The following is a 23894-nucleotide window of genomic DNA, read 5'->3' as shown; positions in this document are numbered from 1 at the left end:
CGAGAGATGACCGTGATGGCCAGATTAAGGCTGTGCAGGAATGTGATAAAGCTGGTAGAAAGCGTTTGACTGTCAACCGGTGAGCGACAATGAATCCATTCGAAGACATGCGGATCTTTACCCAGGTAATGGAATCCGGGAGTTTCACGGCGGCTGCCGATCAATTGGGGCTGTCCAAACAGTTCGTCAGTCGGCGCCTGATGCAACTTGAAGAACGCTTGGGCGTGCGCCTGCTCAATCGCTCCACGCGGCGGCTGGACGTCACCCCTTTGGGGCAGGCGTACTACGAATCGGCGTTGCGGCTGCTGGCCGATGTGGAGCAGGCCGAGCAAAGTATCGCCGGGCAGAACAACCAGCCACGCGGCACCATTCGCCTGACCGCACCCTTGTCCTTTGCCATTGAACATCTGGGCCGCTTGCTGCCGGTTTTTCTTCAGCGTTACCCGCAGGTTTCCGTGGAAGTGGACCTCAGCGACCGCTCCGTAGACTTACTGGGCGAAGGCTATGACCTGGCGCTGCGCATCGGCGTGCTGGAGGATTCCACCCTGATCGGTCGGCATATCGCGCACATCGAGCGGGTGTATTGCTGCAGCCCGGACTATCTGGAACGGCGCGGCGAACCGACCGAACCTGAAGCACTGAAGGACCATGACTGCCTGCCCTATGGCCATAGCCGTCAGGTGCAATGGCGGTTCGAACGTCAGGGCAAGCCTGTGGCCGTGAGTCTGTGCGGGCGGATGCGCGCCAACAACGGCGAGCTGTTGCGCGATGCCGCGATTGGCGGACTGGGCATCACCTACCTGCCGTTGTTCATTGTCGAAACGGCGCTGGAGGACGGGCGGCTGGTCCGGGTTCTGGATACGTTCCGCACGCCGCCGCTGGCCTTGTCAGCGGTGTACCCACAGCATCGCCAGGGCGCCCGGCCGGTGCAGGTGCTGATCGAGTTTTTGAAGGAAGCGTTGACTGAATGCCCGGCGTTGAGTCGCTGAGTGATGAATTGTGGGAGCGAACTTGTTCGCGAAGGGGCCGGGGCAGGTTCTGACCATCTCGCTGACTGCACCGACGCCTTCCCGGATAAATCCGGTCCCACAGGATGACCGTGTTCAACCCGTGGGCGTGATCCAGGATTATGTTTGTCGCTATGCGCTGGAACAAAAAAGCCAGCACAAGCGTTCAATCCAGCGCTATCGCGTTCCTCGCATCCTGCGGACCCATCTCGGTCCAATTATGTTTTGCGAGGCAACTCATGCGTCAGTCCACTTCACCAATCCTGCGGGGGCTAGCTTTAGCTCTTGCTCTGACCTCAGGACTGGCACTTGCCCAGCCGCCAGCGCAACAGAAGACCCAGGTGCCGGGTTACCAGCGTCTTGCAGTGGGCGATTACGAAGTGACGGCGCTGTTTGACGGCTACAACGATTTGTCGCCGGATTTGCTCAAGGGCCTGAGTCCAGAGCAGATTCGCGCTCTGCTGGCGCGCCGCTCCATTGATACCCCCGGCGTGCAGACTGCATTCAATGCGTTCCTGATCAATACCGGCAACCACCTGATCCTGGTCGATACCGGCGCAGGCGCGTGCATCGGTCAAACGGCGGGTTTCCTGTCGGCGAACATCAAGGCGGCGGGGTATGAACCGGCGCAGGTAGACACGATTCTGCTGACCCACCTGCATCTGGATCATGTGTGCGGTCTGGTCGATGCCCAGAAAAAGCCGATCTTTGCCAACGCGACGGTCTATGCGGCCAAACCCGAGGCGGATTACTGGCTTGATCCGAATGCCATGGATCGCGTTCCGGAAAAAGCCCGGGAGTTCTTCAAGATCGCGCAGGAATCCACGGCGCCCTACATAGCGGCGGGCCGCTTCAAGGCCTTTAAGCCAGGCGAGTCGCCGGTGCCTGAAGTCCAAACCGCACTTGAAGCGGGGCACACACCCGGCAGCACCACGTATCTGTTCAGCTCCGCAGGGCAAAGCATCCTGTTCATGGGCGATCTGGTGCATAACCTGGCCGTGCAGTTCGACCATCCAGAAGTGACCATCGGCTTTGACGTCAATGCCCGGCAAGCCAGGGCCAGTCGCGAGCAGGTGTTCAGCTCGGCAGCGGCCAAGGGCATCTGGGTAGCAGCGGCGCATCTGCCATTTCCAGGCATTGGCCACATTGCCGCCGTCGACAAGCATTTCCAATGGGTGCCAATTGAATACGGCCCTTACCAGCGCGCGGCGCACGTGCCGTTGATCCAGTAGAGGTTTATCCGGTGGCTCGCGGCCTCGCTGATTTGGTTATACAGTACCGGCTGCGATTACCTGATGGATAGATGGATACGTTGTGGACGCCCCTGCGATTGCTCACCTGAATAGCGAAAAATTCACCGCCACGCGGGTGGCCCACGCATGTCCCGATCCTGACAAAGTCATTGATATCCCTTGCGCCGATGCCTTTTCGATCATCGTTCAGCTGGAGGACTTCGCCGAACACCGGTTGTGGCGCGGGCGACGTTTGAGTTATTCCGGCGGGTATCGACAGGGCAGTGTGTCCCTGCCGTTCATGGGTGATGAGCTGCGCTGCCAGCATCGCGCGTCGTATGACAATCTGCGCTTCAATATTCCCCGACAAACCCTGGACGAGTATCAGGCGGAGAACCGAGGGCGAAAGATCGACGGGTTCCGATACGAGCAGGGCGCTCAGGACCCGGTGTTGTACCACCTGGCTCAAGCCATGTTGCCAGCGTTGCAACGTCCGGCAATGGCCAATCAATTGTTCATTGATCACATTCTGTTGGCGATGTGCGCGCATTCGATTCAGCACTACGGACGGATTGCCTCGACTGCTGGCAAATTCACCACCACGCTGACGCCGCGTCAGGAGCGACTGGCCAAGGAAATGATTGCCGGCAACCTGGGCAATGACTTGTCCGTGGAGCATATTGCCCAGGAATGCTCATTGTCCCGCAGTCACTTTTCCCGGGCGTTCAAGCAAGCTACCGGTGTTGCCCCGCACACCTGGTTGCTGCAAATGCGGGTCGAGAAGGCCAAGGAACTGCTCCTGGCGCAACCGACCCAGGCGTTGGTAAAAATCGCCGGACAATGCGGCTTTTCCGATCAGCCGCATCTGACCCGGGTGTTCACCCGATTGGTGGGGGTCAGCCCCAGCGTCTGGCGTACACAGCAGCGCGGGTCGATTATTGTGTTGAATTAAAGATTGAGGCTCAGCTTCAGGCCACGACTTTTTCGCCGCGCCCGGCCAACAAAAACGCTATCAGGGCAATCAGCGGCAAGCCAGCACCCAGCAACACCACGCCGTGCCAGCCGGCTTGTTCATAAAGATTGCTCGCCACCGCCGAGCCCACGGCGCCGCCGATAAAAATGCTGGTCATGTACAGCGCGTTCAAGCGGCCACGGCTGGCGGGGTCCAGCGCGTAGACGGCGCGCTGGCCGAGCACCATATTCAGCTGCACCGCGAAATCCAGCAGCACGCCAGTCAGCGCCAGGCCAATGACGGTGTAGCCGGGTAGCGTCAGGCCAATCATGAATGCGACCGGCGCCAGTATCAAAGCCAACAGTGACGCGCGCCGGGTATGCCCGGCATCGGCCAGTCGACCGGCAATTGGCGCGGCGATGGCACCGATGGCGCCGACCAGCGCAAACAGGGCGATCTGGGTTTGCGACAGGCCGAAGTGGCGCGAAAGTTCGATAGGCGCGGCGGTCCAGAACAGACTGAACGCGGCAAACAGCAGGCCTTGATATAGCGAGCGCTGACGCAGCACCGAATGCCTGCGCAGCAGAGTGATCAATGAACCCAGCAGTTGGCCGTAGCTCGCCTTGTGATCGGGCGCACGCTTAGGGATGGTCATCGCCAGAAGCACGATGATCGCCAGCATGACCACCGAAGCGCTGATGAATACCGCACGCCAGCCAAAGTGGTCGGCGATCAGGCTGGAAACCGGGCGCGCCAGCAGAATGCCGAGTAACAGGCCGCCCATGATATTGCCGACGACCTGGCCACGGGTCTCTTCCGGGGCCAGATGCGCAGCCAGCGGGATCAGCATCTGCACCGACACCGAGCTGAAGCCGATCAGCAACGAAATCATCAGGAAGCCGTTGGGGTGCTGGCTCATGCTGGCGGCGAACAGACTTCCGGTAGCGATGACGGCGGTGCCGATCATCAGCTTGCGGTTTTCCAGCAGGTCGGCCAGCGGTACCAGAAACAGCAGTCCCAGGGCGTAACCGATCTGGGTCAGGGAGACGATCAGGCTGGCGCTGTGGGCCGATAAACCGACGTCTGGCGCAATGAGCTCGACGATGGGTTGCGCGTAATAAATATTGGCAACGATGGCCCCGCAGCAAAATGCGAACAACAGCACGAGGCCGCGGGTCAGGGTGTGCTGCGAGGCATGCAGCGGTGTAACGCTCGATTGGGTCATAGACGTGGGCTCATGTCAGTGATCGGGGCGGTTCTGCATGGAACCGATATGGCACGCACCTTAGGCGAACGCATCGGGCTGGAGAATCCGTCGTCGGCGCAACAGAGTGTTGCTTGAAGCGCATTCCGGGCGGCACAACGGTTGGTTCGTCCCTGCTGGCAGATATAAAAAAGCGTTTGTGGCGCCTGGCTAGTACTTTAAGTTAAACCTTAATTTAATTGTATTATTGTGCGCACCTAAACTTCGCGATATCCGGGTATTTGCCTGGATTATCCCAATAGATAATATCGGGCGTTGGATTTACCGGGTTATATAGGGTTTACCGTCAGTGATGAATGCCATTTGATAGCGATCGATCCCCAGGGCACTGCCGGTATTGCGGCAGAAAATCACCGCCCCCCTAAGGACAGCGTGAATAAAATGATTAGTCTCGGTCAAGCCCATGTATCGCTGGAACTTAGAGAAGTATTCAAGTGTGGCACACCGCTGCGCATTGGTGCGCGGGCGTTCGATATCCTGGAACTGTTGATCAATCGTCCTGGTCGTCTGGTGACCAAGGACGAGATTCTGCAAAAAGTCTGGCCCGAAACCGTTGTCGAAGAAAACAATCTGCAGGTGCACATCTCCGCCCTGCGCAAGGCGCTGGGAACCGACCGCGATCTGATTCGCACCATTCCGGGTCGCGGCTACATGCTGATCTGCGGCGACGAAGATGTGGCGCAGAATGCTCTGGCCGCTGCGGGCGTTGGCGAAAGTGTCCTGTCCAGCCCGTTTGGCTGTCCGATGCTGTGCAAGAGTGATTTGCCCCATGATGTCGCGCTGATCGGGCGGGCAGTGGCTCTGGGCGATGCATGTCAGGCCCTGGAAAACGCTTCGTTGCTGACCCTGACTGGCTCGGGAGGCATCGGCAAGACATCGCTGGCAGTGGCCGTTGCTCATCGGTTGTCCCGGACGCAATCGGCGCCGGTGTGTTTTGTCGCGCTGGGGCAACTGAACTGTTCCGAGCGGGTTATTGACGCATTGGCCTGTGCGCTGGATGTCGACGGCGGTCAGGGGCAGTCGTTGCTCGATGCGGTGGTCTGCCGCCTCAATGAGGCAGAGCCTTTGCTGGTCCTCGACAACTGCGAGCATTTGATCGAAGCCGTGGCGACCTTGTGCGGGCATCTTGCCCAGCGTTGCCCGCGCTTGAAAATCCTTGCCACCAGCCGTGAAGCCTTGCGTATCAATGGCGAGCGCAGCATGAGTGTCGTGCCCCTCGACGTACCGGAGCCGGGCGCCGGTAGAGCGCAGATCCTGCGCAGCAGTGCCGCACAGTTGTTTCTGACCCGATTGCGCGCACTGGATTCCTGCTTTCCAAGCGATGACAGCGAAAGTCTCGACGACCAGAGCGTCGAGCTGGTTGCGCAGGTCTGTCGCATTCTCGACGGCGTCCCCTTGGCGCTGGAAATGGCCGCTGCCCGGGCGTCGGCCTTGGGGCTCTATGAGCTTCTCGCCAGCCTGCGGGACGATCTGCACCTTTTGGCCGGAGGGTTACGCAGCGCGCCGGAGCGGCATCAGACCCTGCAGGCATCGGTGGAATGGAGCTACCGCCTGCTCACCCACGACGAACGTCGGGTGCTGGGGCGGATCACGTTGCTTGACGGGCGGTTTACCCTGGATCAGGCTTGCGAGGTGGCGCAGTCCCTGGATATTTCCAGAGCGCAGGTCATGGACGCGATTGTCGGCCTGGCGCTCAAATCCCTGCTGGTTGTGCTGACCGAGGGTCCGTTCAAGTTTTACCGCCTGCTGAGCGCGACCCGGATCTGTATCGTGCGAAGGCTCAAACGGGCACCGGCCACGGCAACATCGACGCGTTCATCAGGGCAGTGCGTCGAACTGCTGACGATCAGCGTACCGCAGGCTTCGCTGAGCACTTTGCGCGCCGCCCATGTGGAGCAGGAACTGGATCACTTTCACCGTAACCATCAACGCATCCTGGCGACGAGCCAGTAGCACCAAGCTCCGGATTACTGTTTATGCCAGCGACATCCATGGTTTATGTGGTCGACGATGAGAGCTCGATTCGCTCTTCGCTGACTCGACTCTTGAGCTCCGCCGACCTCAGCGCCCAGTGCTTTGCGACGGCTCACGAGTTTCTGGAACAGGCCTTCGCCGAACAACCCACTTGTCTGTTGCTGGACGTCAATATTGCCGCTGCCAGCGGTTTTGACGTGCAGGAGGAGTTGCTGCGGCGCGGGCATCGTTTCCCCATCATTTTCATGACCGGGTTCGGCACCATTCCGATGTCGGTCAAAGCCATCAAGGCCGGTGCCCACGAATTTCTGACCAAGCCCTTCGAGCCGGATCAGTTGCTCGATGTGGTCCGCCAGGCGCTCGAACACGATGAGCGCGGGCTGATCGAGCGGGTTCATGTCGAGAGCATCCGGCGCCGTTTCGAAACCCTGACGCCTCGCGAGCGAGAGGTGATGGCGCAACTGGTGACCGGCAAGATGAACAAACAGATCGCTCACGAGTTGGGTACCAGCGAAATAACCGCCAAAGTGCATAAGCGGCACATAATGACAAAAATGAATGCGCGAACTTTGATTGAGCTGGTCAAGATGTGGGAACAAGTAGCTCCCGTGAATTGATTAAAACAGCACAATTATACATAGAGACAATCCCCATCTTTGAATCATGGGCGTATTCTCCTCTAATTACTTTTCCTGTCATGAAGTTCAGCCTATGATCCTCATCTGCGTTGTTGATGACGACGCTTCCGTGCGAAATGGCCTTGGCAATCTTCTCAAGTCGTTGGGTTATCGCACTGTGGGCTTTGCTTCGGGGGAAGAGTTCCTGGCTTCATCCGCGAGCGACGAAGCTCACTGTGTATTGCTCGATTTAAAGATGAAAGGCATGCAAGGATTGGAAGTGCTTGAGCGATTGAAAGCTGCGCGCAAGACAGTGGGCGTTTGCTGCATGTCCGCACACGACGATGAAGTCACCGTGCGGCGCACGCGCGAGGCGGGCGCCCTGGGATTCCTGCACAAGCCGTTTTCCGAGGAAGCGTTGCTTGAATCGATAAAGCAGGCACTTGAGAAGGCAGTTTAAGCAGGTAAGGACCCGTTATGAATGGCATCAGTGCAGAGCCGACGTTGAGTTTGCGGGGCCTCCCTGACCAGCAGCCGGAAGGCTTCAGCCTGCAATGGCTGGCGCTGCTTTCCTGGGAACTGCTGTATGCCGACGGCGAGATCGATCATTACCGGGTGCATGTGCCTGGCTGTTCACCTACCTGGCTGATTGCGCGCTGCTCGGCCCGACTGGTCGAAAGTGGCTTCCGTCGCATCGAGCACGAATTTTCAATCGCACCGCGACTTGATCCCGGTTGGGCCTTGATGCCGCTGGCGGTACTGCATACGCCGGACGGCCCGCTGTTGGTCGCCAACGATCCCGGTGGCAAATCCCTGCACGAAGTGGCGGATGGCAGCCTGTCGATCAGCCTGTTCCTGCGCCTGGCCATTGGCGCCGCACACGCCCTGAGTCAGGCCCACGGCAACGGTCTGCTGCATCGCGATATCAAACCGAGCAATTTCATTCAGGGTGACGACGGTTTCGTGCGCCTGACCGGATTTGGCGTGACGGTCGAGCGCCAGCCCGGCGGCCCGCACAGCGTCTCGGACTCGATCTGCGGCACGCTGGCGTATATGTCGCCGGAACAGGCGCGGCGCGTGGATCGTCAGGCTGATGAGCGCAGCGATCTGTATTCCCTGGGCATGACTTTCTATGAATGGCTGACCGGCCAGTTGCCGTTTGAAGCCAGCGACGCGGTGGAGTGGGTGTACTGCCACGTCGCCAGGCAGCCGCCGTCGCCGCGACAATTTCGCGACTCCATCCCCATGCCGTTGGCGCAGTTGATTCTCAAACTGATCGCCAAGAACCCCGCCGACCGTTATCAAAATGCCTTCAGGCTGGAAATGGATTTGCGCGAATGCCTGGCGCAATGGAGCGAGTTTCAGCACATCGCCGCATTCGAACCGGCCTTGCAGCGTGATTTGCTCCAGGGCAGCGAGCGCAAGGTGATGATTGCCCGTTGCGAAGAGCTGCAGGCGCTGCATGCCGCATTTTCAAGGGTGAGCCATACCAGCGGCTGTGAAATGGTGCTGCTCTCGGGCTCTTCAGGCACCGGGAAGACCACGCTGGTTCGCCAGCTCCAGCAGGATCTGGCGCTGAATCGGGTGCTGTTTGCCTCAGGCAAATTCGACCAGGCGCAGTTCAATGCGCCCTATGCTTCGCTGGCCCAGGCGCTGCGTTCACTGATCATGCGGGTCGTCGGTGAGAGCGCCGACGAGCTCGAACGCTGGCGTGAGCAATTATTGGCTGCGCTCGGCGGTCATGGCCGGTTGATCGCCAATCTTGTCCCGGAAATCGAATTGATCCTCGGACCACAGGCGCCCCTGGCCGATCTTCCCGCCAATGAAACCCAGAACCTGTTCAACCTGGTCCTGCATCGCTTCCTGAACAGCTTCGCCAGCCCGCAACGCCCGCTGATCCTGTTTTTCGATGACCTGCAATGGCTGGACGATGCGACGTTGGCATTTATCGCTTCGTTCAGCGCCGGTCACTATCGAAGCATTCTGCTGATTGGCGCCTATCGGAACTTCGAAATCCGGCAAATGCCGATGTTCTCGGCCTTCCAGGCGGCGCTGCGCGAGAGTCCGACGCGCTTGACCGAGATCAAAGTATCGACCCTGTGCCTTGACGATGTTTGCCAGTGGGTCGGGCACGCGCTGGATTGTGAACCCGCAGAAAGCATGCTGCTGGCCCGGATGATCCATGCAAAAACCAGCGGTAATCCGTTCTTTATCGGCCAGTTATTACGCAGTCTGTTCGATGAACAGCTGATTGTCAGGGACCGCGCCAAAGCGGGCTGGACCTGGAATCTGGAAGCAATCGACAGCCATCGTTGCGCCGATAACGTGATTGATCTGATGGTGGCGCGAATGGCTCGCTTGCCGTCCCAGACTCGTACGTTGCTCGGGCAGATGGCATGTACCGGTTCTTCCGTCGACATCCAGACGCTGGCGCGGATCAGCAGCACCGTAGAAAAGTCTGTGCGCCGCCACCTGGCGCCCGCTGTGCAAGCCGGGCTGCTGACCGAGAGCCGCCACGGCTTTGCCTTTTATCACGATCGTGTCCAGGAATCAGCGTACTGCCTGACGCCGCCTGCGGTGCGGCCCGCCGAACATGCGCGCATCGCCCGGATTCTACTGGCGGACCTGGATGGGGAAGGGCGCCCCGACCAGGTTTTCGAAATTGCCTCGCACTTGCAGCGGGTGCGGCTCACCGAGCCGAACACCGCCGAGGTCCAGCTGTTCTGTGAGCTGTTGCTGCGCGCTGCGCGGCAGGCAATGAAAGCTGCGGCGATTCAGTCTGCGCTGGCTTACCTGGCAACGGTCAGGTCGTTGACCCGGCAGCAGCGCTGGCAAACGTATGCTGCGATCAGTTTTGACGCTGGCTTGCTTCAGGCGCAGTGCCTGATTCTCAATGCGCAGTTCGAACCGGCGAGTCGCGTTCTCGCCGAGCTGCTGGAGCATATCGATCCGGTGGTGCAGCGCGCCGCTATTTACATGCTCAAGGTCGAGTTGCAGGTCCTCACATCCAGCTACCGCGAAGCCATCGCCACGGCGCTGGAAGGGCTGCGGATGTTCGGCATCCAGATTGCCCCGCAGATCGAGCGCGAGGAAGTCGAGCAGCGTTATCAATGCCTGTTGCAAACCTTGGGAAACCGGCCAATCCAATCGCTGATCGATCTGCCGCTGATGCACGACGCGTCATTCGAGGCCGCCTTGGGCATGCTAGCCAGCATGATTGCTCCGGCATCTTTCACCGATCAGGATGTGCTGTTTGTCGTGGCCTGCGAGATGGCGCAGCTGTCCCTTGAATACGGAATCTGTGCAGCGTCCGCCTCGGGATTCGCCTGGTTTGGCGTGGTGCTTGCCCAGCAACAAGGGCTTTATCAGGAAGGGGCGCAGTATGCTCAACTGGCTCACGCGTTGGTCAAGCGTCACAGCTATGACGGTGCCGAAAGCATGGTGCTGGTCGCGCTTGACCAGGTCAGCGTCTGGACTCAGCCGCTGAGCCATTGCCTGGGTTACGCGCGCGCGGCCTTTGCCAGCAGTCACACCGCGGGCAATCTGAGCATGAGTTGCTATGCCTGCAACCACATCGTCTCCGACCTGCTGGTCATGGGTGAATACCTGGAGCGCGTGCAGGAGGAAGTCGACAACGGTCTTGAGTTCGCCCGGCGCGCGCGGTTTCGCGACGTTGAAGCCGCGTTGCAGACTCAGGCGCGATTCGTCGCGGCGTTACGCGTGGGGCCGGTGGCGGGGTTGGCGTCCAGCGCGACTCAGGATTGCGCTGGCCGTGACAGCGCCATGACGCCGGTAGCGTTCTGGTGGTGGCTGTTCGAGGGTATTTCCAACTATCTGTACCGCGATTTCTCCGGCGCAACCCAGTGCCTGGAAAAAGCCGAAGCACTGGCCTGGTCGACACCGGCGCATGTGCACCTGCTCGAATTGCATTTTTTCAGCGCCCTGAACCTTGCCGGCGGGCGTGACCGTTCCCTGGATACAGCCGGGATTCTGGCGGCCATGGCGCCTCATCGGGACAAGCTCAAGCAGTGGGCGGCCCTCAATCCTCAGGTATTTCGCGACAAGGTATTATTGGTCGAAGCGGAAATGGCCCGAGTCGCCGGGGACGCGCTCAAGGCGCTGGACTTGTATGAGTTGTCGATCACCGCAGCCGCCAACGCCGGGTTCGTGCATGTTCAGGCGTTGGCCCATGAACTCGCTGCGGAATTCCATCACACCCGAGGGTTGTTCTCGTCGGCGCGCAGCCATATGCGCAGTGCTCGGGATTGCTATCAGCGCTGGGGCGCGCATGGCAAGGTTGCCAACCTGGAAGCCCGTGCCGGTTTTCTGCGCGAGCAGGCTTCGTTGTCCCGTCCTTCGATCAGCATTTCCGGCGGGCAAGACACGCTGGATCTGGTCTCGGTCATGAAAGCGTCGCAAGCCTTGTCCGAGGAAATTGTTCTGGATCGGCTGATTGGTACGTTGCTGACTAACACGATCATTCATGCCGGCGCACAGCAGGCGCTGTTGCTGCTGGTCAAACAGGACCAGCCGCTGATTTCTGCTCGAAGTCGGGCACAGGACAATGGCATCGAGATTGATCTGACGGTGTCAGTGCCGTCGGCGCAGCATTTGCCCTTATCCCTGCTGTACACCGTCATGCGTACCCGGCAATCAGTGGTTCTGGACGATGCCATGCAAGCCAGCGACTTTGTCGATGATCCCTATTTTCAACAGCGTCAGGTGCGCTCGGTGTTATGCCTGCCGCTGGTCAAACAGGCCCAGGTTATCGGCGTGCTGTATCTGGAAAACAACCTTGCGCCGGGGGTGTTCACCTCCAATCGCACCACGGTGCTGGAGCTGCTGGCCGGGCAGGCGGCGATCTCTCTGGAAACCGCCCGGCTGTACGCTGAGCTGGTCGAAGAAAACACTCGGCGAAAGGTCATCGAGTCGGCCTTGCGCACCAGTCAGGCTTCCCTGGCGCTGGGCCAGCGCATTGGTCATTCCGGGAGTTTCCGCTGGCACGCGGGCAGGGATGAGTCAGTCTGGTCCGATCAGTTGTTTGCGGTCTGGGGGCTGCCGGTTGCGGCGACGCCACCGTCATTACACGAGCTGGAACGCGTCATCCATCCCGAGGATCTGAATGCGTTTTCTGCAATGCTGAGCCGCGCCGTGCGTACCGGCAGCGCTTTCCAGTATGAGTTTCGACTGGTGATGCCGGACGGCAGCATCCGCCACCTGGAACTACTGGGCGAGCCTGACAGTGACGATCAAGACGTCTTTGTCGGTGTCGCCAGCGATATTACTGAACGGCGCACCACCGAAGCGGCGCTGCGCCACGCGCGAGCGGAACTGGCCACGGTCTCCCAGGCGACGATCATGGGCGAGTTGGCAGCGTCCATTGCCCATGAAATCAATCAGCCCCTGGCGTCCATCATCACCAATGCCAGCGCCAGCGTGCGCTGGCTCAAGCGTGAGCCGCCGGTGGTTGCCGAAGCCCTCGCGGGGTTGGGAGATATCGTTAACGACAGCAAGCGCGCGGCGGACATCGTGCGCGCCTTGCAATCGCTGGCCCGACAGACGCCGTCCACGCGCCAGCCGGTGCAAATCGGTGAAGTGATCCGCCGGGTCGTGCAGCTGACCGCCAGCGAAATCGAGCACCGGCAGGTGCTGCTGATCCGGCAGAGCAGCGGGCCGCAGCTCAGCATCCAAGGTGATGCGGTGCAGCTGCAACAGGTCATTCTCAACTTGATCATGAACGCGATGGAAGCCATGAGCGAAGTCCACGATGGCCCCCGTCGGCTGTCGATCAGTTGCGATACCGTGGGCAGTGACTATGTGGTGGTCAGCGTCCAGGACAATGGCGTCGGCATCAACGAGGCGGATCTGGAGCGCGTGTTTGACGCCTTTTATACGACCAAGGAAAAAGGCATGGGCATGGGCCTGGCAATCTGCAAATCCATCATCGAGTCCCATGACGGCGGGCTTTATGCGTTTACCGGGCGCGGCAGGGGCACGGTTTTTGTGTTTACCCTGCCGGTGTAGGGCGTTGTCCGGGCTAACTCCGGTCCTCGTCCGCACAAGCGCCGCTCCCCGTCCGGACAGATACCGGCCCCGTTGGAGATTCTATGTCTGAGGGCAACCGCCAGGCGCCGCAGATGTATTGTCTGAACCGACGCCTTCCCGGCTAAAGCCGGTCCCACTAGATCGCGCTGGTTTTGTGGGACCGGATTTATCCGGGAAGACGGCATTCCAGTAGACGCAAATGCATCGGCTTTATGTCCTATCGCGAACGTTGCGTAGATCCGTTGGCGAGGCTTGCCCGCGAATCGATTTATCAGCCATCACGTGCGGCGACTGACCTGCCGCCTTCGCGGGCAAGCCTCGCTCCAACGGGCCGTGGCCAATTCAACGTTCAGGGCTATTCAAACGGCCATCGCGTTTCCAGCAGCAGGGTGCAGAAATTGGCCCGCTTGTACTGTCTATCGAGGCGTTCGAGAACATCGGCGTTCACGGTGCCGAACGCGGTGTGCGGACGGTGCTTGAGGCCCGCCGCCATGGCATTGAGTAACTTGGTGTTGAAACCCGGTTCGCGGGGGAAGGCCTGAAGAATGTGCGTCAGTTCCACGGGGCTTATCGCGCTGCGATGCCGGCCGTACAGATCGGTATCCACACCGGCGGCGATCAGCGCGGCGAGGTGGGATTTGTGCTCCGGAATGCCTGGAGTGCTGTGCAGGGCGATGGCGTCCCAGACTTCCTGTGCATCGTCATTCGAACAGCCGAAACCTTTGAGAAACTCCCGTGCAGCAATGGCGCCATCGATTTCGAAGCGGTTTTGCGAGCGTCGATAGCGTGCGGTCAGGCCCGCGCGGTGAAACAGCGCGGCGACGTAAAGCAACTCCTCATCGAACGAGACCTGGCGCTGCTCGCCGATCAGCGTGGCGAACAGGAATACCCGTTTCGAGTGGTTGAGCATCAGGGTCGAATGCGCATCACCTGTCAGTTCGACAGCCGCCCGAGCCATAGGGCCGTCCGGCAATCGAATACTGGCGATGTCGTTGTTATTGTGGTCACTCACGTGCATCCCTCACAGTCGTCCGTTTCCTGGACCTGTGACCCGTCGCTGCGACGGGTCGAGGTCGCGGGCTTAGCGAGCCCGGGCGAAGTTCAGCAAATCCTGATTCAGCTGATCCTTGTGGGTGAAGTACACCGCATGCGGCGCGCCTGGGTAGACTTTGAGCTCCGCGCCGTTGACCAGTGCCGCTGCGGCTTTGCCGGTCACGTCAAAGTTGACCACGGCGTCGCCATCACCATGGATCACCAGCGTTGGCACGTCGAAGCGCGCCAGGTCGGAACGGAAATCGGTTTCCGAGAACGCTGCAACGCAATCCAGGGTGCCCTTGAAACCACCTTGCAGGGCCATGAACTGGGTCCAGTCCAGCATTGGCTTGCCGACCGACGAACCCGGCTGGTCGGCACCGGTGAAGATCGGCCCGAACGCATCAAGGAAACCCGCGCGGTCATTGAGCAGCCCGGCGCGGATGCCGTCGAAGATCGCCGGGTCCATGCCTTCAGGATGATCTTCACGACGAATCATCAGCGGAGTGACCGCGCTGACCAGCACTGCTTTGGCGATGCGCTTGGTGCCGTGGCGACCGATGTAGCGCGCTACTTCGCCGCCGCCCATGGAAAAGCCCACCAGCATGACGTCGGTGAGATCCAGCGTGGTGATCAACGCGTGCAAATCATCAGCGAAGGTATCGTAGTCATAACCCTGCCATGGCTGGCTGGAACGCCCGAAGCCGCGACGGTCGTGGGCAATTACCCGAAAGCCGTTCGCGGCCAGGAAGTTCATCTGGTACTCCCACATGTCGGCATTCAATGGCCAGCCATGGCTGAGGATAATCGGCTGGCCGGTGCCCCAGTCCTTGTAATAAAGCTGCGTGCCGTCTGCGGTGGTGATCGTGGGCATGGGTTTCTCCTGAGGTTCGACAACGAAATGAGCAGACCAACATTAGGCCGCCAGTGCGCTCAAGTCCTTGGCGCCAACCTGAAATGTTCTTAACCGGATAGCCTCTGATCACCCCAAAAGCTGGCGCCATAGCCTGCTTCAGAACGATTAATGTGCGGAGAAGGACTTTAAGGACTGCCAACTCCAGACTTGAAACCTGACCAACCCCTTTTGCTCAGGAGAGTCTGTAATGAATGCAGTCAGCCTATCGCCCTTGCGCCAGACCGAATCCTCTGCCGCCGCCCTGACCCCGTCGCCGCACACCCTGGCACGGCTGTCGTCTGCCCTCGATGAGCTGATCAAGTCGTGGTCGCGCAACGAGGCAGACGCTCAGCGCATCAGCTTGCTTGAATCAGCTGAGCCGACTTCCTCTGGCATCGAGCCGCTGGCTTATCAATTGATCTGCTCGTTGTTACCGGCGCTGCGCAATCGGCAGGGTGAGGTTGAAGATTCGGTGGATCGGGCCATGCTGGTGCTGTGTTCGCATCTGTCCACGCACTTCGAGAAGCCTGCGCCGTGCGAGACACTTCAGAGCGAAAAAGCGCCCTGCGAAAAAATCGCCTTGTCGCCCTGGCAGGAGCGGCGCGCCAAGGAAATGATGGCCAGCCATATGGATCGAGGCCTGTCTATCGCGCAGATCGCCAGCGAGTGCTCGTTGTCGCGCAGTCATTTTTCCCGGGCCTTCAAGAAAAATACCGGCGTCTCGCCCCGCGACTGGTTCTTGCAGATGCGTCTGGACAAGGCCAAGAGCCTGCTCACCGAAACGCAGCTGACCATTTCCCGGATCAGCCTGGATTGTGGCTTTGCCGATCAATCGCATTTCACCCGGGTGTTCACCCGCGTAATCGGTCTGACCCCGTTCAGCTGGCGCCGGTCACTGCCGCTCGCCAGCCGTCGAGCGGGTTGATTACTTGAGCAGATCCAGCGGGTATTCAACCACCAGATACAACCGATCGATATCATCGCCCGCCTGAGCGGTGTTGCCTCGGTGGGACACATGGGAAATGTCCAGTGACAGGTCTTTGGCCGGGCCTGATTGCACCACGTATTTCAGGTCGATATCGCGTTCCCAGTGGCGTCCGCCCTTGCCCTGAATCGGCACGTAGCGATCAATGTCGGAGTCGAACGGATTGTAGGCGCCATTTTGCTGAGCCTTGGTCCCGTCAATCTGTCGGCCGGTCACATAGCGGGTCATGAATTTGAGGCCCGGAACACCCAGCGTCGCGAAGTTAAGGTCATAGCGAACCTGATAAGACTGCTCGTGCGCGCCATTGAAGTCGGCATATTTGATCGAGTTGGCGAGGTAAATCGAATCGCCGCCGACGAAATCGAAGGGCGTGTCGCCGTCGATCTTCTGATAGCCGAGGGTCAGCGCCTGGCTGCCAAGGCGATATTTGGCCGACACACTGTACGCCGTGTTGTTGATCGAGCCTGCCTCGGCGTTGCCGGTGTCCAGCGTTCGGTACAGGTTGCTGTCCAGCAGCAACGAGCTGTCTGCGGACAGCTGCCGGGTAAAGTGCAGGTTGCCGTAATACTGCTGCCAGGTGTCCGAGAGCTGCGACGCATACAGCGAACCGCCCAGTGGACCATCTCCTGACAGCTCAATCCCGGCCAGACTGATGCTGGCGTTGCGCGTGCTTGCCCCGTAACCGTCGAAGTCGCCGTGAGCAGTCGAAGCATCCTGATTCTTGAACGCCGTGAAGTGCCCGGCCACCAGTCTTACGCCCTGAATCTCCTGGCTGTCGAGGAAGAACCCGGTGGCGTATTCCGGTTGCAGGCGCTTGTCGGCCGTGTCGAATACCGGCGTTTCGACTTCCATTTCGCCGAATTTCAAAGTGGTCTGCGAATACTTGAGCTTGAGCGCAGCACCCGCGCTGGAATAGTCGTCCTCGGCTCGACCCTGGCTGTCCAGTGGCAACAACCCGGTACCGGAGCGCCCGCGCCCGCTGTCCAGCTTCAAGCCATAGAAGCCGTGGGCATCAATACCAACGCCAATTTCGCCCTGGGTAAAGCCGGATTTGAGATTGGCAATAAAGCCCTGAGCCCACTCCTGCTTGTAGTTCTTCTGCTCATGCCCGGTGCGGTAATCGTTGTGCAGGAAGAAGTTTCGCGATAGCAGATTGAGGGTCGAATCCTCAAGGAAGCCATGTTGCTCTTCGGCATGGACAGACAAAGCCTGACCTGATGCCAGCAGCGCCAGGGAAGTCAGCAGGGTAAATCGGTTGCACATATTCATGCCCTTTAGAAGAGTGAAGCGACTACGCTGAACCGAATGTCCGGCAAGCGCGGCTCAATCTGACAGGAACGGGCTGGCATGAATTGACGGGCTGTGCGCAAAATTGTCTGCGGGTGCTCAAGGTGCGCGTAGCTGCAAATACAATCCAACAGTGTTGAATCAAAAGCACACCCGTACAAGGCAAACCCCCACCTGCAGTGCTTACTTGAGCAGCAGATAAGCCCGGCTGCCTTTTCATTTTCTTCGTTGTGGACCCAATTCATGAATCGTAACGACCTGCGCCGCGTCGACCTCAACTTGCTGGTGATCTTTGAAGCCTTGATGTTCGAGCGAAACCTGACCCGGGTTGCGGAAAAACTGTTCATGGGCCAGCCGGCGGTGAGCGCGGCATTGGCGCGGCTGCGGGATCTGTTCGATGATCCGCTGTTGTTGCGCAATGGACGGGGCATGGAACCAACCGCGCGCGCCCTGGATATCCTCAAGGAAATCCAGCCGGCACTGGACACCATTTCCGGGGCCGTCAGCCGGGCCAAGGATTTCGACCCGTCTACCAGTACCGAGGTGTTTCGTATCGGGCTGTCCGATGACGCCGAATTTGGCTTGCTGCCGCCGCTGTTGACGCAGCTGCGTGAGGAGGCGCCGGGCATCGTTGTCGTGGTGCGACGCGCCAACTATCTGTTGTTGCCTGCCTTGTTGGCTTCCGGGGAAATCTCGGTGGGCGTCAGCTACACCACGGACCTGCCAGCCAACGCCAAGCGCAAGAAGCTCCGCGACATCGGCTGCAAGGTACTGCGCGGCGATGCCCGGCCCGGGCCGTTGACCCTCGACGAATATTGCGCACGGCCCCATGCGATGGTGTCGTTCTCGGGTGACTTGAGCGGCAACATCGATCTGGATCTGGCCAAGGTCGGGCGGGCGCGCAAGGTGGTGCTGGCGGTCCCGCAATTCAACGGGCTGCGGGCATTGCTGGCGGGTACCGAGCTGATCGCTACGGTTCCCGATTACGCGGCCTGCGCGCTGGTTGAAGGCTGCGCCTTGCGCGCTGACGATCCACCGTTTCCGATCAACGAAGCCGAATTGTCGATGGTCTGGAGCGGGGTGCACGACAACGATCCGGCCGAGCGCTGGCTGCGCGCGCGGATCAGCCAGTTCATGTCCCAGGCGCTGGACGTCGCGCCTTAGCGGTCGAAGCTGGCTGGCAACGAATGTCGAAGAAAGCACAACCATTCAATTTTCAACGCGCCTCCATGGGCACTATCAAATTCAGAGTTGGCCAGGACACGCACAGCGTGATCTGGTCATTCCCCCATTTGTTGGTGGCGCCATGAATAATTCGACACTGGAAAACAACGCTCAGGATATCGGCCTGCTGTTTCTGCGGATCAGCGCCGCCGCGTTCCTCTTGCTCGTTCACGGGCTGCCCAAGCTGTTCAACTTCCAGGCGCAGCTGTCGCTTATCGAAGATCCCTTTCACATGGGCGCAAGCCTGACCTTGATCCTGGCGATTTTCGCCGAAGTGGTGTGCCCGATTTTCATCGCCGCCGGGCTGTTCGTGCGCCTGTCGTGCCTGCCCATCATCGTCGTGCTGCTGGTGGCCCTGCTGGTCGTCCATCCGCAATGGAGTCTGGAAGAAGGGCAGTTCGGTTGGCTGCTGCTGATCATCTTTACTACTGTGTTTATTGCCGGGCCGGGACGGCTGGCACTCAACGCACGTTTTAGCGGAGCGGTACGTTATGTCTGATGCACCTTCACTCTTTACGACCGAGGCGGCTGTGGTCAGTCAGCCCGTGTTCAACGAAGTGGTCACCCTGGTCATCAAGCACCGGATCAAGGCCGGGCTTGAGGCTGACTATGAAGCCTGGCTGCGACGGATCGTGTCGATTGCCGGCAGCTATCCGGGCCACCTCGGCGTGGATGTAATCCGCAGCAAGGCTGACGGTCTGCAGCTGTTTACCTGTGTGCTGCGGTTTCACTCCACCGACGCCATGCAGAGCTGGCTGGATTCCGACGAACGCAGCCGGCTGGTGGCAGAAGCCCAGCCGATGCTCGCCGACGGCGATCACACCGAGGTCAATCCGCACAACGAATTCTGGTTCACACCTCCCACGGAAACGTCCAAGTCACCGCCACCACGCTGGAAGCAGGCGTGCGTGACCTTCCTGGTGATCTGCCCGCTGACCTTGCTGATTCCGCTGTTGTGGCACCCGGTTTTTATCTTGAGTCCGTTCCTCGCCAACTACGTCGTGAGCACCGCATTGGTCACCGTGACCATCGTCCTGCTGGTGGTCTACCTCTTGATGCCCGCAGCAACGCGCCTGTTTGCGCCATGGCTGAATGCTGCTCCGGAAAACAAACCCGTGGAGTAACGCCATGAGTGACGACAAAACCGATCTGGAGCGACGCCGCTTCGTCGCCAAGGGCACGCTGCTCAGTGCCGCAGCCGCACTGTTTCCCTCTTTGCCTTTTGCCGGTTATGCCGGCGCTTCTCAATCCTCTGTCGAAGGAACCGCTATGAACGTCGAGCTGATTCTGTACAACGGACAATTCCACACAGTCGACCGCGAAAAACCCAAGGCCAGTGCGGTGGCCATCAGCGGCGGCCGTTTCGTCGCCGTGGGCAGCGAAGCTGAAGTGATGGCGCTGCGCGGCAGCGCGACGCAGGTGATCGATCTGCAAAAACGCACGGTGATCCCCGGCCTCAACGACTCGCACTTGCACCTGATCCGTGGCGGGCTGAACTACAACCTCGAACTGCGCTGGGAAGGCGTGCCGTCCCTGGCCGATGCCCTGCGCATGCTCAAGGATCAGGCTGATCGCACACCGACGCCGCAATGGGTGCGTGTGGTGGGTGGCTGGAACGAATTCCAGTTCGCCGAAAAACGCATGCCGACCCTTGAAGAACTCAACCAGGCGGCGCCGGATACACCGGTATTTGTGCTGCACCTTTATGACCGCGCCTTGCTCAACCGTGCCGCGCTGCGGGTCGCCGGTTACACCCGCAATACGCCGAACCCGCCGGGCGGCGAGATCGTGCGCGATTCCAACGGCGACCCGACCGGCATGCTGGTCGCCAAGCCTAACGCGATGATCCTGTACTCGACCCTGGCGAAAGGGCCGAAGCTGCCGCTGGAATACCAGGTCAACTCGACGCGTCAGTTCATGCGCGAGCTCAATCGCCTGGGCGTGACCAGCGCCATTGATGCGGGCGGTGGTTTCCAGAACTACCCGGATGACTACGCGGTCATCGAAGAACTCGCTAAAGAAAAGCAGCTGACCGTACGCATCGCCTACAACCTGTTCACCCAGAAGCCGAAAGAAGAACTCACCGACTTCAAGAACTGGACCAGCACCGTCCAGCTGCATCAGGGCGACGATTTCCTGCGCCACAACGGCGCCGGGGAAATGCTGGCTTTCTCGGCCGCCGACTTCGAGGACTTCCTCGAACCTCGGCCTGATTTGCCGGCCGGCATGGAACAGGACCTGGAGCCGGTGGTGCGCCATCTGGTTGAACATCGCTGGCCGTTCCGTCTGCACGCCACTTACGACGAATCCATCACGCGCATGCTTGACGTATTCGAGAAGGTCAATCGCGACATTCCGTTCAATGGTCTGCCGTGGTTCTTTGACCACTGCGAAACCATCACCCCGAAAAACATCGAACGCGTGCGGGCCTTGGGTGGCGGTATTGCGATTCAGGACCGCATGGCGTTCCAGGGCGAATATTTCGTCGAGCGCTACGGCGCCAAGGCCGCCGAATACACGCCGCCGATCAAACGCATGCTGGCCGAAGGCGTGCCAGTCGGTGCCGGCACCGACGCCACTCGGGTGTCGAGCTACAACCCGTGGACTTCCCTGTACTGGATGGTCAGCGGTCGCACCGTTGGCGGGCTGGAGCTGTATCCGGAAGGCCTGTCTCGTGACATCGCGCTGGAACTCTTCACCCACGGCAGCGCCTGGTTTTCGTCCGAGCAGGGCAAGAAGGGCATGATCAAGGTCGGTCAGCTGGCCGATCTGGTGGCCTTGTCTGCGGATTATTTCAGCGTTGACGAGGAATCCATCAAGTGGATCGAGTCGGTGCTGACCGTAGTGGACGGCAAGGTGGTGTACGGCAGCGGCGATTTCGAAAAGCTCGCACCGCCCAGCGTGCCAGTGCTGCCCGACTGGTCGCCGGTGGTCAAAGTGCCCGGCCACTGGCGTCAGAACTCGCCGATGCTGGCCCAGGTTCACCAGTGCGCGGGCCCATGCACCGTGCATTCCCATAGCCACGAACGCGCTCGCATGTCCAGCGTACCGGTCAGCGACTTCCAGGGTTTCTGGGGCGCGTTTGGCTGTTCGTGTTTCGCATTCTGATTACCCAGACGACCGTAAATCTCAAAGGAGTCAACCATGAGCACCCCCTACAAGCGCCTCAACAAAGACGACGCAGTTGTTCTACTGGTGGATCACCAGACGGGCCTGATTTCCCTGGTTCAGGATTTCCAGCCCAACGAGTTCAAGAACAACGTGCTGGCCCTCGCCGACGTCGCCAAGTTCTTCAAACTGCCGACCATTCTGACCACCAGCTTCGAAAACGGTCCGAACGGCCCGATGGTTCCAGAACTCAAGGAACTGTTCCCGGACGCGCCGTACATCCCGCGTCCAGGCCAGATCAATGCCTGGGACAACGAAGATTTCGTCAAGGCAGTAAAGGCCACCGGCCGCAAGCAGCTGATCATCGCGGGCGTTGTGACCGACGTCTGCGTGACCTTCCCGACATTGTCGGCGCTGGCTGAAGGCTTCGAAGTGTTCGTCGTGACTGACGCTTCCGGCACGTTCAATGAAACCGTGCAACAAGCCTCCTGGGCACGCATGACCGCCGCTGGCGCTCAACTGGTCAACTGGTTCTCGGTCGCCTGCGAGCTGCAAGTCGACTGGCGCAACGACATGGAAGGCCTGGCCAACCTGCTGTCGCCACGCATCCCGAACTACCGCAACCTGATGAACAGCTACTCGGCGCTGACTGCCAAGTAATCTGCAAACCAGACGGCGCCGCTCCTTCGGGGGCGGCGCCGTTTTTTTGTGGGAGCGAGCTTGCTCGCGAAGAGGTTGATTCAGACACTGTTTTGCAGTCTGCTCCATCGCCTTCGCAAGCAAGCTCCCACAAATGACATGCGGTCATCTCGTGGGACCGGATTTATCCGGGAAGGCGTCGGTGCAGACACCACATCTTCGGCATCTGTGGGTTGCCCCCAAACATAGAATCTCCCACAGATCCGATGTTTGCTACAGGAACGCGCTAATCACGCCGCGACCGCCACGCGTTTACGACTGATCAACGCCAGTCCCAGATCGGCGACCAATGCGACTGCGATGGCTCCGGCCGCGATGGCAAACAACATCACGTGATGCCCGCCATTACCGTTGAAGACCACCGAATAACCGTAGCCCGCCAGCGCCTGAAAGGTGGCGAACGATACCGTCGCGCGGCTCCAGGCGACTTGTTGCTGTTCGTGACCCGGCACCAGTTCGTGAATGCGGGCCAAGGCCAGCGGGACAATACCCGGCGGAAAGGAACCAATGATCACGGCGAGCAACGCCAGCAGCGGATACGAGTGGGTCATGCACAACCCGGCGACCGCAAGCGCCTGAACCAGCAATACCAGGCGAATCGAATTCCGCGCACCGAGGTGATCGGCAAGGAAGCCATAAATGACCGGCCCGAGTATCGCGCCAACGCCATACATCACCCAGATCAATGCGCCAATGTGAGCGCTGGCGCCCTGGCCTCGGGTCACGTAGTCCACCAGAAACACCATGGCCGGTACCAGGCCTACGGCCATCAGGGCGTACTGACCGAACAGCAGATAAACCGCCGGATCGAGCGGCGCTGGCTTGCCGGGTTGAACGTCTTGTACGGCTGCCGCATTGACCGCCGCAGTGGCACTCGCCGAAGGCCAGCCGAACCAGCTGACTGCGGTCAACAGCAAGGACACCAGCCCAAGGCCGATCCACGCATCGCGAAGGCCCAGCGACAACAGGAACGGCACCAGCGTCCCGGAGCCCGCAATGCCCAGGCCAACACCGAGGAAGATCGCACCGCTGGCCAGGCCTTTACGTGCGGGCGGAACGTGTGGAATCACCGTTGCCGCCACCAGCACCATGATTGCGCCGCCCGCGATACCGGACAACAGGCGCCAGCTGAAGAACCAGGTGATCGACAGTGGAAAGGCACACGCGAAGAACGAAGCGGTCGCCAGCAGCATCATGAGCCGCAGGCTATGACCGTTGGACAGGCGAGCGGCGATGGGGCGTCCGGCGAGCGCGCCGATCAGATAACCGATCAGGTTCGCGGCGCTCAGGTAAATCACGTCGGATGCGGAGAACCAGTGTGCGCCGATCAGCGACGGAATCAGCGGCGTGTAGGCGAAACGCGCGAGGCCGATGCTGACCAGGCTGGCGCTCAGGCCAGCGAGGATGTGCAGCCAGACGTTATTACGCCGGGGTGAAGCGGTGTCAGTGGTCGTGAGCATGATGGAATTCCCGCAAATCAGGTGAAAGCACCGAAAGTGCTTGGCTGAGCCCATGGTAACGATGATTATTGATGCAGACTTGCAGTGATTTCTCATGACTAGGATGCATAAGT

General features: G+C 59.9%; 18 protein-coding genes. 13 read left to right on the top strand and 5 right to left on the bottom strand.

Annotated features, from left to right (window positions below; translation table 11 throughout):
- Positions 1 to 89 precede the first annotated feature (89 nt).
- The 3 genes from ACP7E4_RS06875 to ACP7E4_RS06865 all read left to right on the top strand — a co-directional run bounded on the left by ACP7E4_RS06875 (position 90) and on the right by ACP7E4_RS06865 (position 3191).
- Positions 90 to 989 carry a LysR family transcriptional regulator gene (locus ACP7E4_RS06875; protein WP_426112734.1) on the top strand — a complete coding sequence of 300 codons (900 nt, stop codon included), beginning with the start codon at positions 90 to 92 and terminating at the stop codon, positions 987 to 989.
- Between the two features lie 257 nt (positions 990 to 1246).
- The gene (locus tag ACP7E4_RS06870; RefSeq protein ID WP_426112736.1) at positions 1247 to 2239 is read left to right on the top strand and encodes an MBL fold metallo-hydrolase; all 993 of its coding nucleotides are present in this window, start codon (positions 1247 to 1249) and stop codon (positions 2237 to 2239) included.
- An 82-nt stretch (positions 2240 to 2321) separates the two neighbouring features.
- The gene (locus ACP7E4_RS06865) at positions 2322 to 3191 is read left to right on the top strand and encodes a helix-turn-helix domain-containing protein (RefSeq protein WP_426112738.1); all 870 of its coding nucleotides are present in this window, start codon (positions 2322 to 2324) and stop codon (positions 3189 to 3191) included.
- Between the two features lie 16 nt (positions 3192 to 3207).
- On the opposite strand, the gene ACP7E4_RS06860 is transcribed toward ACP7E4_RS06865, so the two are convergent.
- On the bottom strand, positions 3208 to 4416 hold the full coding sequence (locus ACP7E4_RS06860; protein ID WP_426112740.1) for an MFS transporter: 1209 nt from the start codon (positions 4414 to 4416) through the stop codon (positions 3208 to 3210).
- 420 nt (positions 4417 to 4836) lie between these two features.
- Between ACP7E4_RS06860 and ACP7E4_RS06855 the strand changes: the two genes are divergently transcribed.
- The 4 genes from ACP7E4_RS06855 (at position 4837) to ACP7E4_RS06840 (ending at position 13070) form a co-directional block, all read left to right on the top strand.
- Positions 4837 to 6408, top strand: coding sequence for an ATP-binding protein (locus ACP7E4_RS06855; RefSeq protein ID WP_426112742.1), 1572 nt, complete (start codon positions 4837 to 4839; stop codon positions 6406 to 6408).
- Between the two features lie 23 nt (positions 6409 to 6431).
- Positions 6432 to 7046, top strand: a complete 615-nt coding sequence (locus tag ACP7E4_RS06850) for a response regulator transcription factor (protein WP_426112744.1) — start codon at positions 6432 to 6434, stop codon at positions 7044 to 7046.
- Positions 7047 to 7140: 94 nt separating this feature from the next.
- Positions 7141 to 7506, top strand: a complete 366-nt coding sequence (locus tag ACP7E4_RS06845; protein ID WP_426112746.1) for a response regulator transcription factor — start codon at positions 7141 to 7143, stop codon at positions 7504 to 7506.
- Between the two features lie 17 nt (positions 7507 to 7523).
- Positions 7524 to 13070, top strand: coding sequence for a trifunctional serine/threonine-protein kinase/ATP-binding protein/sensor histidine kinase (locus ACP7E4_RS06840; protein WP_426112748.1), 5547 nt, complete (start codon positions 7524 to 7526; stop codon positions 13068 to 13070).
- 376 nt (positions 13071 to 13446) lie between these two features.
- Here ACP7E4_RS06840 and ACP7E4_RS06835 read toward each other — a convergent pair whose 3' ends face one another.
- Both ACP7E4_RS06835 and ACP7E4_RS06830 read right to left on the bottom strand, forming a co-directional pair.
- Positions 13447 to 14109: an HD domain-containing protein gene (locus ACP7E4_RS06835; RefSeq protein ID WP_426112750.1), complete on the bottom strand. Its 663-nt coding sequence runs from the start codon at positions 14107 to 14109 to the stop codon at positions 13447 to 13449.
- 63 nt (positions 14110 to 14172) lie between these two features.
- Complete coding sequence (locus tag ACP7E4_RS06830; protein ID WP_426112752.1) at positions 14173 to 14997, bottom strand: alpha/beta fold hydrolase; 825 nt, start codon at positions 14995 to 14997, stop codon at positions 14173 to 14175.
- Between the two features lie 229 nt (positions 14998 to 15226).
- Here ACP7E4_RS06830 and ACP7E4_RS06825 point away from each other — a divergent pair, with 229 nt between their 5' ends.
- Entirely contained in the window at positions 15227 to 15943 is a 717-nt protein-coding gene (locus ACP7E4_RS06825; protein WP_426112754.1) for an AraC family transcriptional regulator, read from the top strand.
- On the opposite strand, the gene ACP7E4_RS06820 is transcribed toward ACP7E4_RS06825, so the two are convergent.
- Positions 15944 to 17266 carry an OprD family porin gene (locus ACP7E4_RS06820; RefSeq protein WP_426112756.1) on the bottom strand — a complete coding sequence of 441 codons (1323 nt, stop codon included), beginning with the start codon at positions 17264 to 17266 and terminating at the stop codon, positions 15944 to 15946. It lies immediately after the preceding gene.
- Positions 17267 to 17533: 267 nt separating this feature from the next.
- On the opposite strand from ACP7E4_RS06820, the gene ACP7E4_RS06815 reads away from it, so the two are divergent.
- From ACP7E4_RS06815 to ycaC, 5 genes are all read left to right on the top strand, one after another.
- Positions 17534 to 18454, top strand: a complete 921-nt coding sequence (locus ACP7E4_RS06815) for a LysR substrate-binding domain-containing protein (RefSeq protein ID WP_426112758.1) — start codon at positions 17534 to 17536, stop codon at positions 18452 to 18454.
- Positions 18455 to 18596: 142 nt separating this feature from the next.
- Entirely contained in the window at positions 18597 to 19013 is a 417-nt protein-coding gene (locus ACP7E4_RS06810; RefSeq protein WP_426112760.1) for a DoxX family protein, read from the top strand.
- Positions 19006 to 19638: an antibiotic biosynthesis monooxygenase gene (locus tag ACP7E4_RS06805; protein ID WP_426112762.1), complete on the top strand. Its 633-nt coding sequence runs from the start codon at positions 19006 to 19008 to the stop codon at positions 19636 to 19638. The genes ACP7E4_RS06810 and ACP7E4_RS06805 overlap by 8 nt, the downstream gene beginning before the upstream one ends.
- A gap of 145 nt (positions 19639 to 19783) precedes the next feature.
- Positions 19784 to 21622 (top strand): amidohydrolase, encoded by a 1839-nt coding sequence (locus tag ACP7E4_RS06800; protein ID WP_426113062.1) that lies wholly within the window; start codon positions 19784 to 19786, stop codon positions 21620 to 21622.
- A gap of 36 nt (positions 21623 to 21658) precedes the next feature.
- The gene (gene ycaC, locus ACP7E4_RS06795; protein WP_065833200.1) at positions 21659 to 22282 is read left to right on the top strand and encodes an isochorismate family cysteine hydrolase YcaC; all 624 of its coding nucleotides are present in this window, start codon (positions 21659 to 21661) and stop codon (positions 22280 to 22282) included.
- Between the two features lie 269 nt (positions 22283 to 22551).
- Here ycaC and ACP7E4_RS06790 read toward each other — a convergent pair whose 3' ends face one another.
- Positions 22552 to 23781, bottom strand: a complete 1230-nt coding sequence (locus ACP7E4_RS06790; protein WP_426112764.1) for a YbfB/YjiJ family MFS transporter — start codon at positions 23779 to 23781, stop codon at positions 22552 to 22554.
- Between the last annotated feature and the right edge of the window lie 113 nt (positions 23782 to 23894).

Source organism: Pseudomonas sp. DSP3-2-3, from assembly GCF_049898225.1.
Classification (GTDB): Bacteria; Pseudomonadota; Gammaproteobacteria; order Pseudomonadales; family Pseudomonadaceae; genus Aquipseudomonas.
This window is presented reverse-complemented; position numbering and strand designations above follow the sequence as displayed.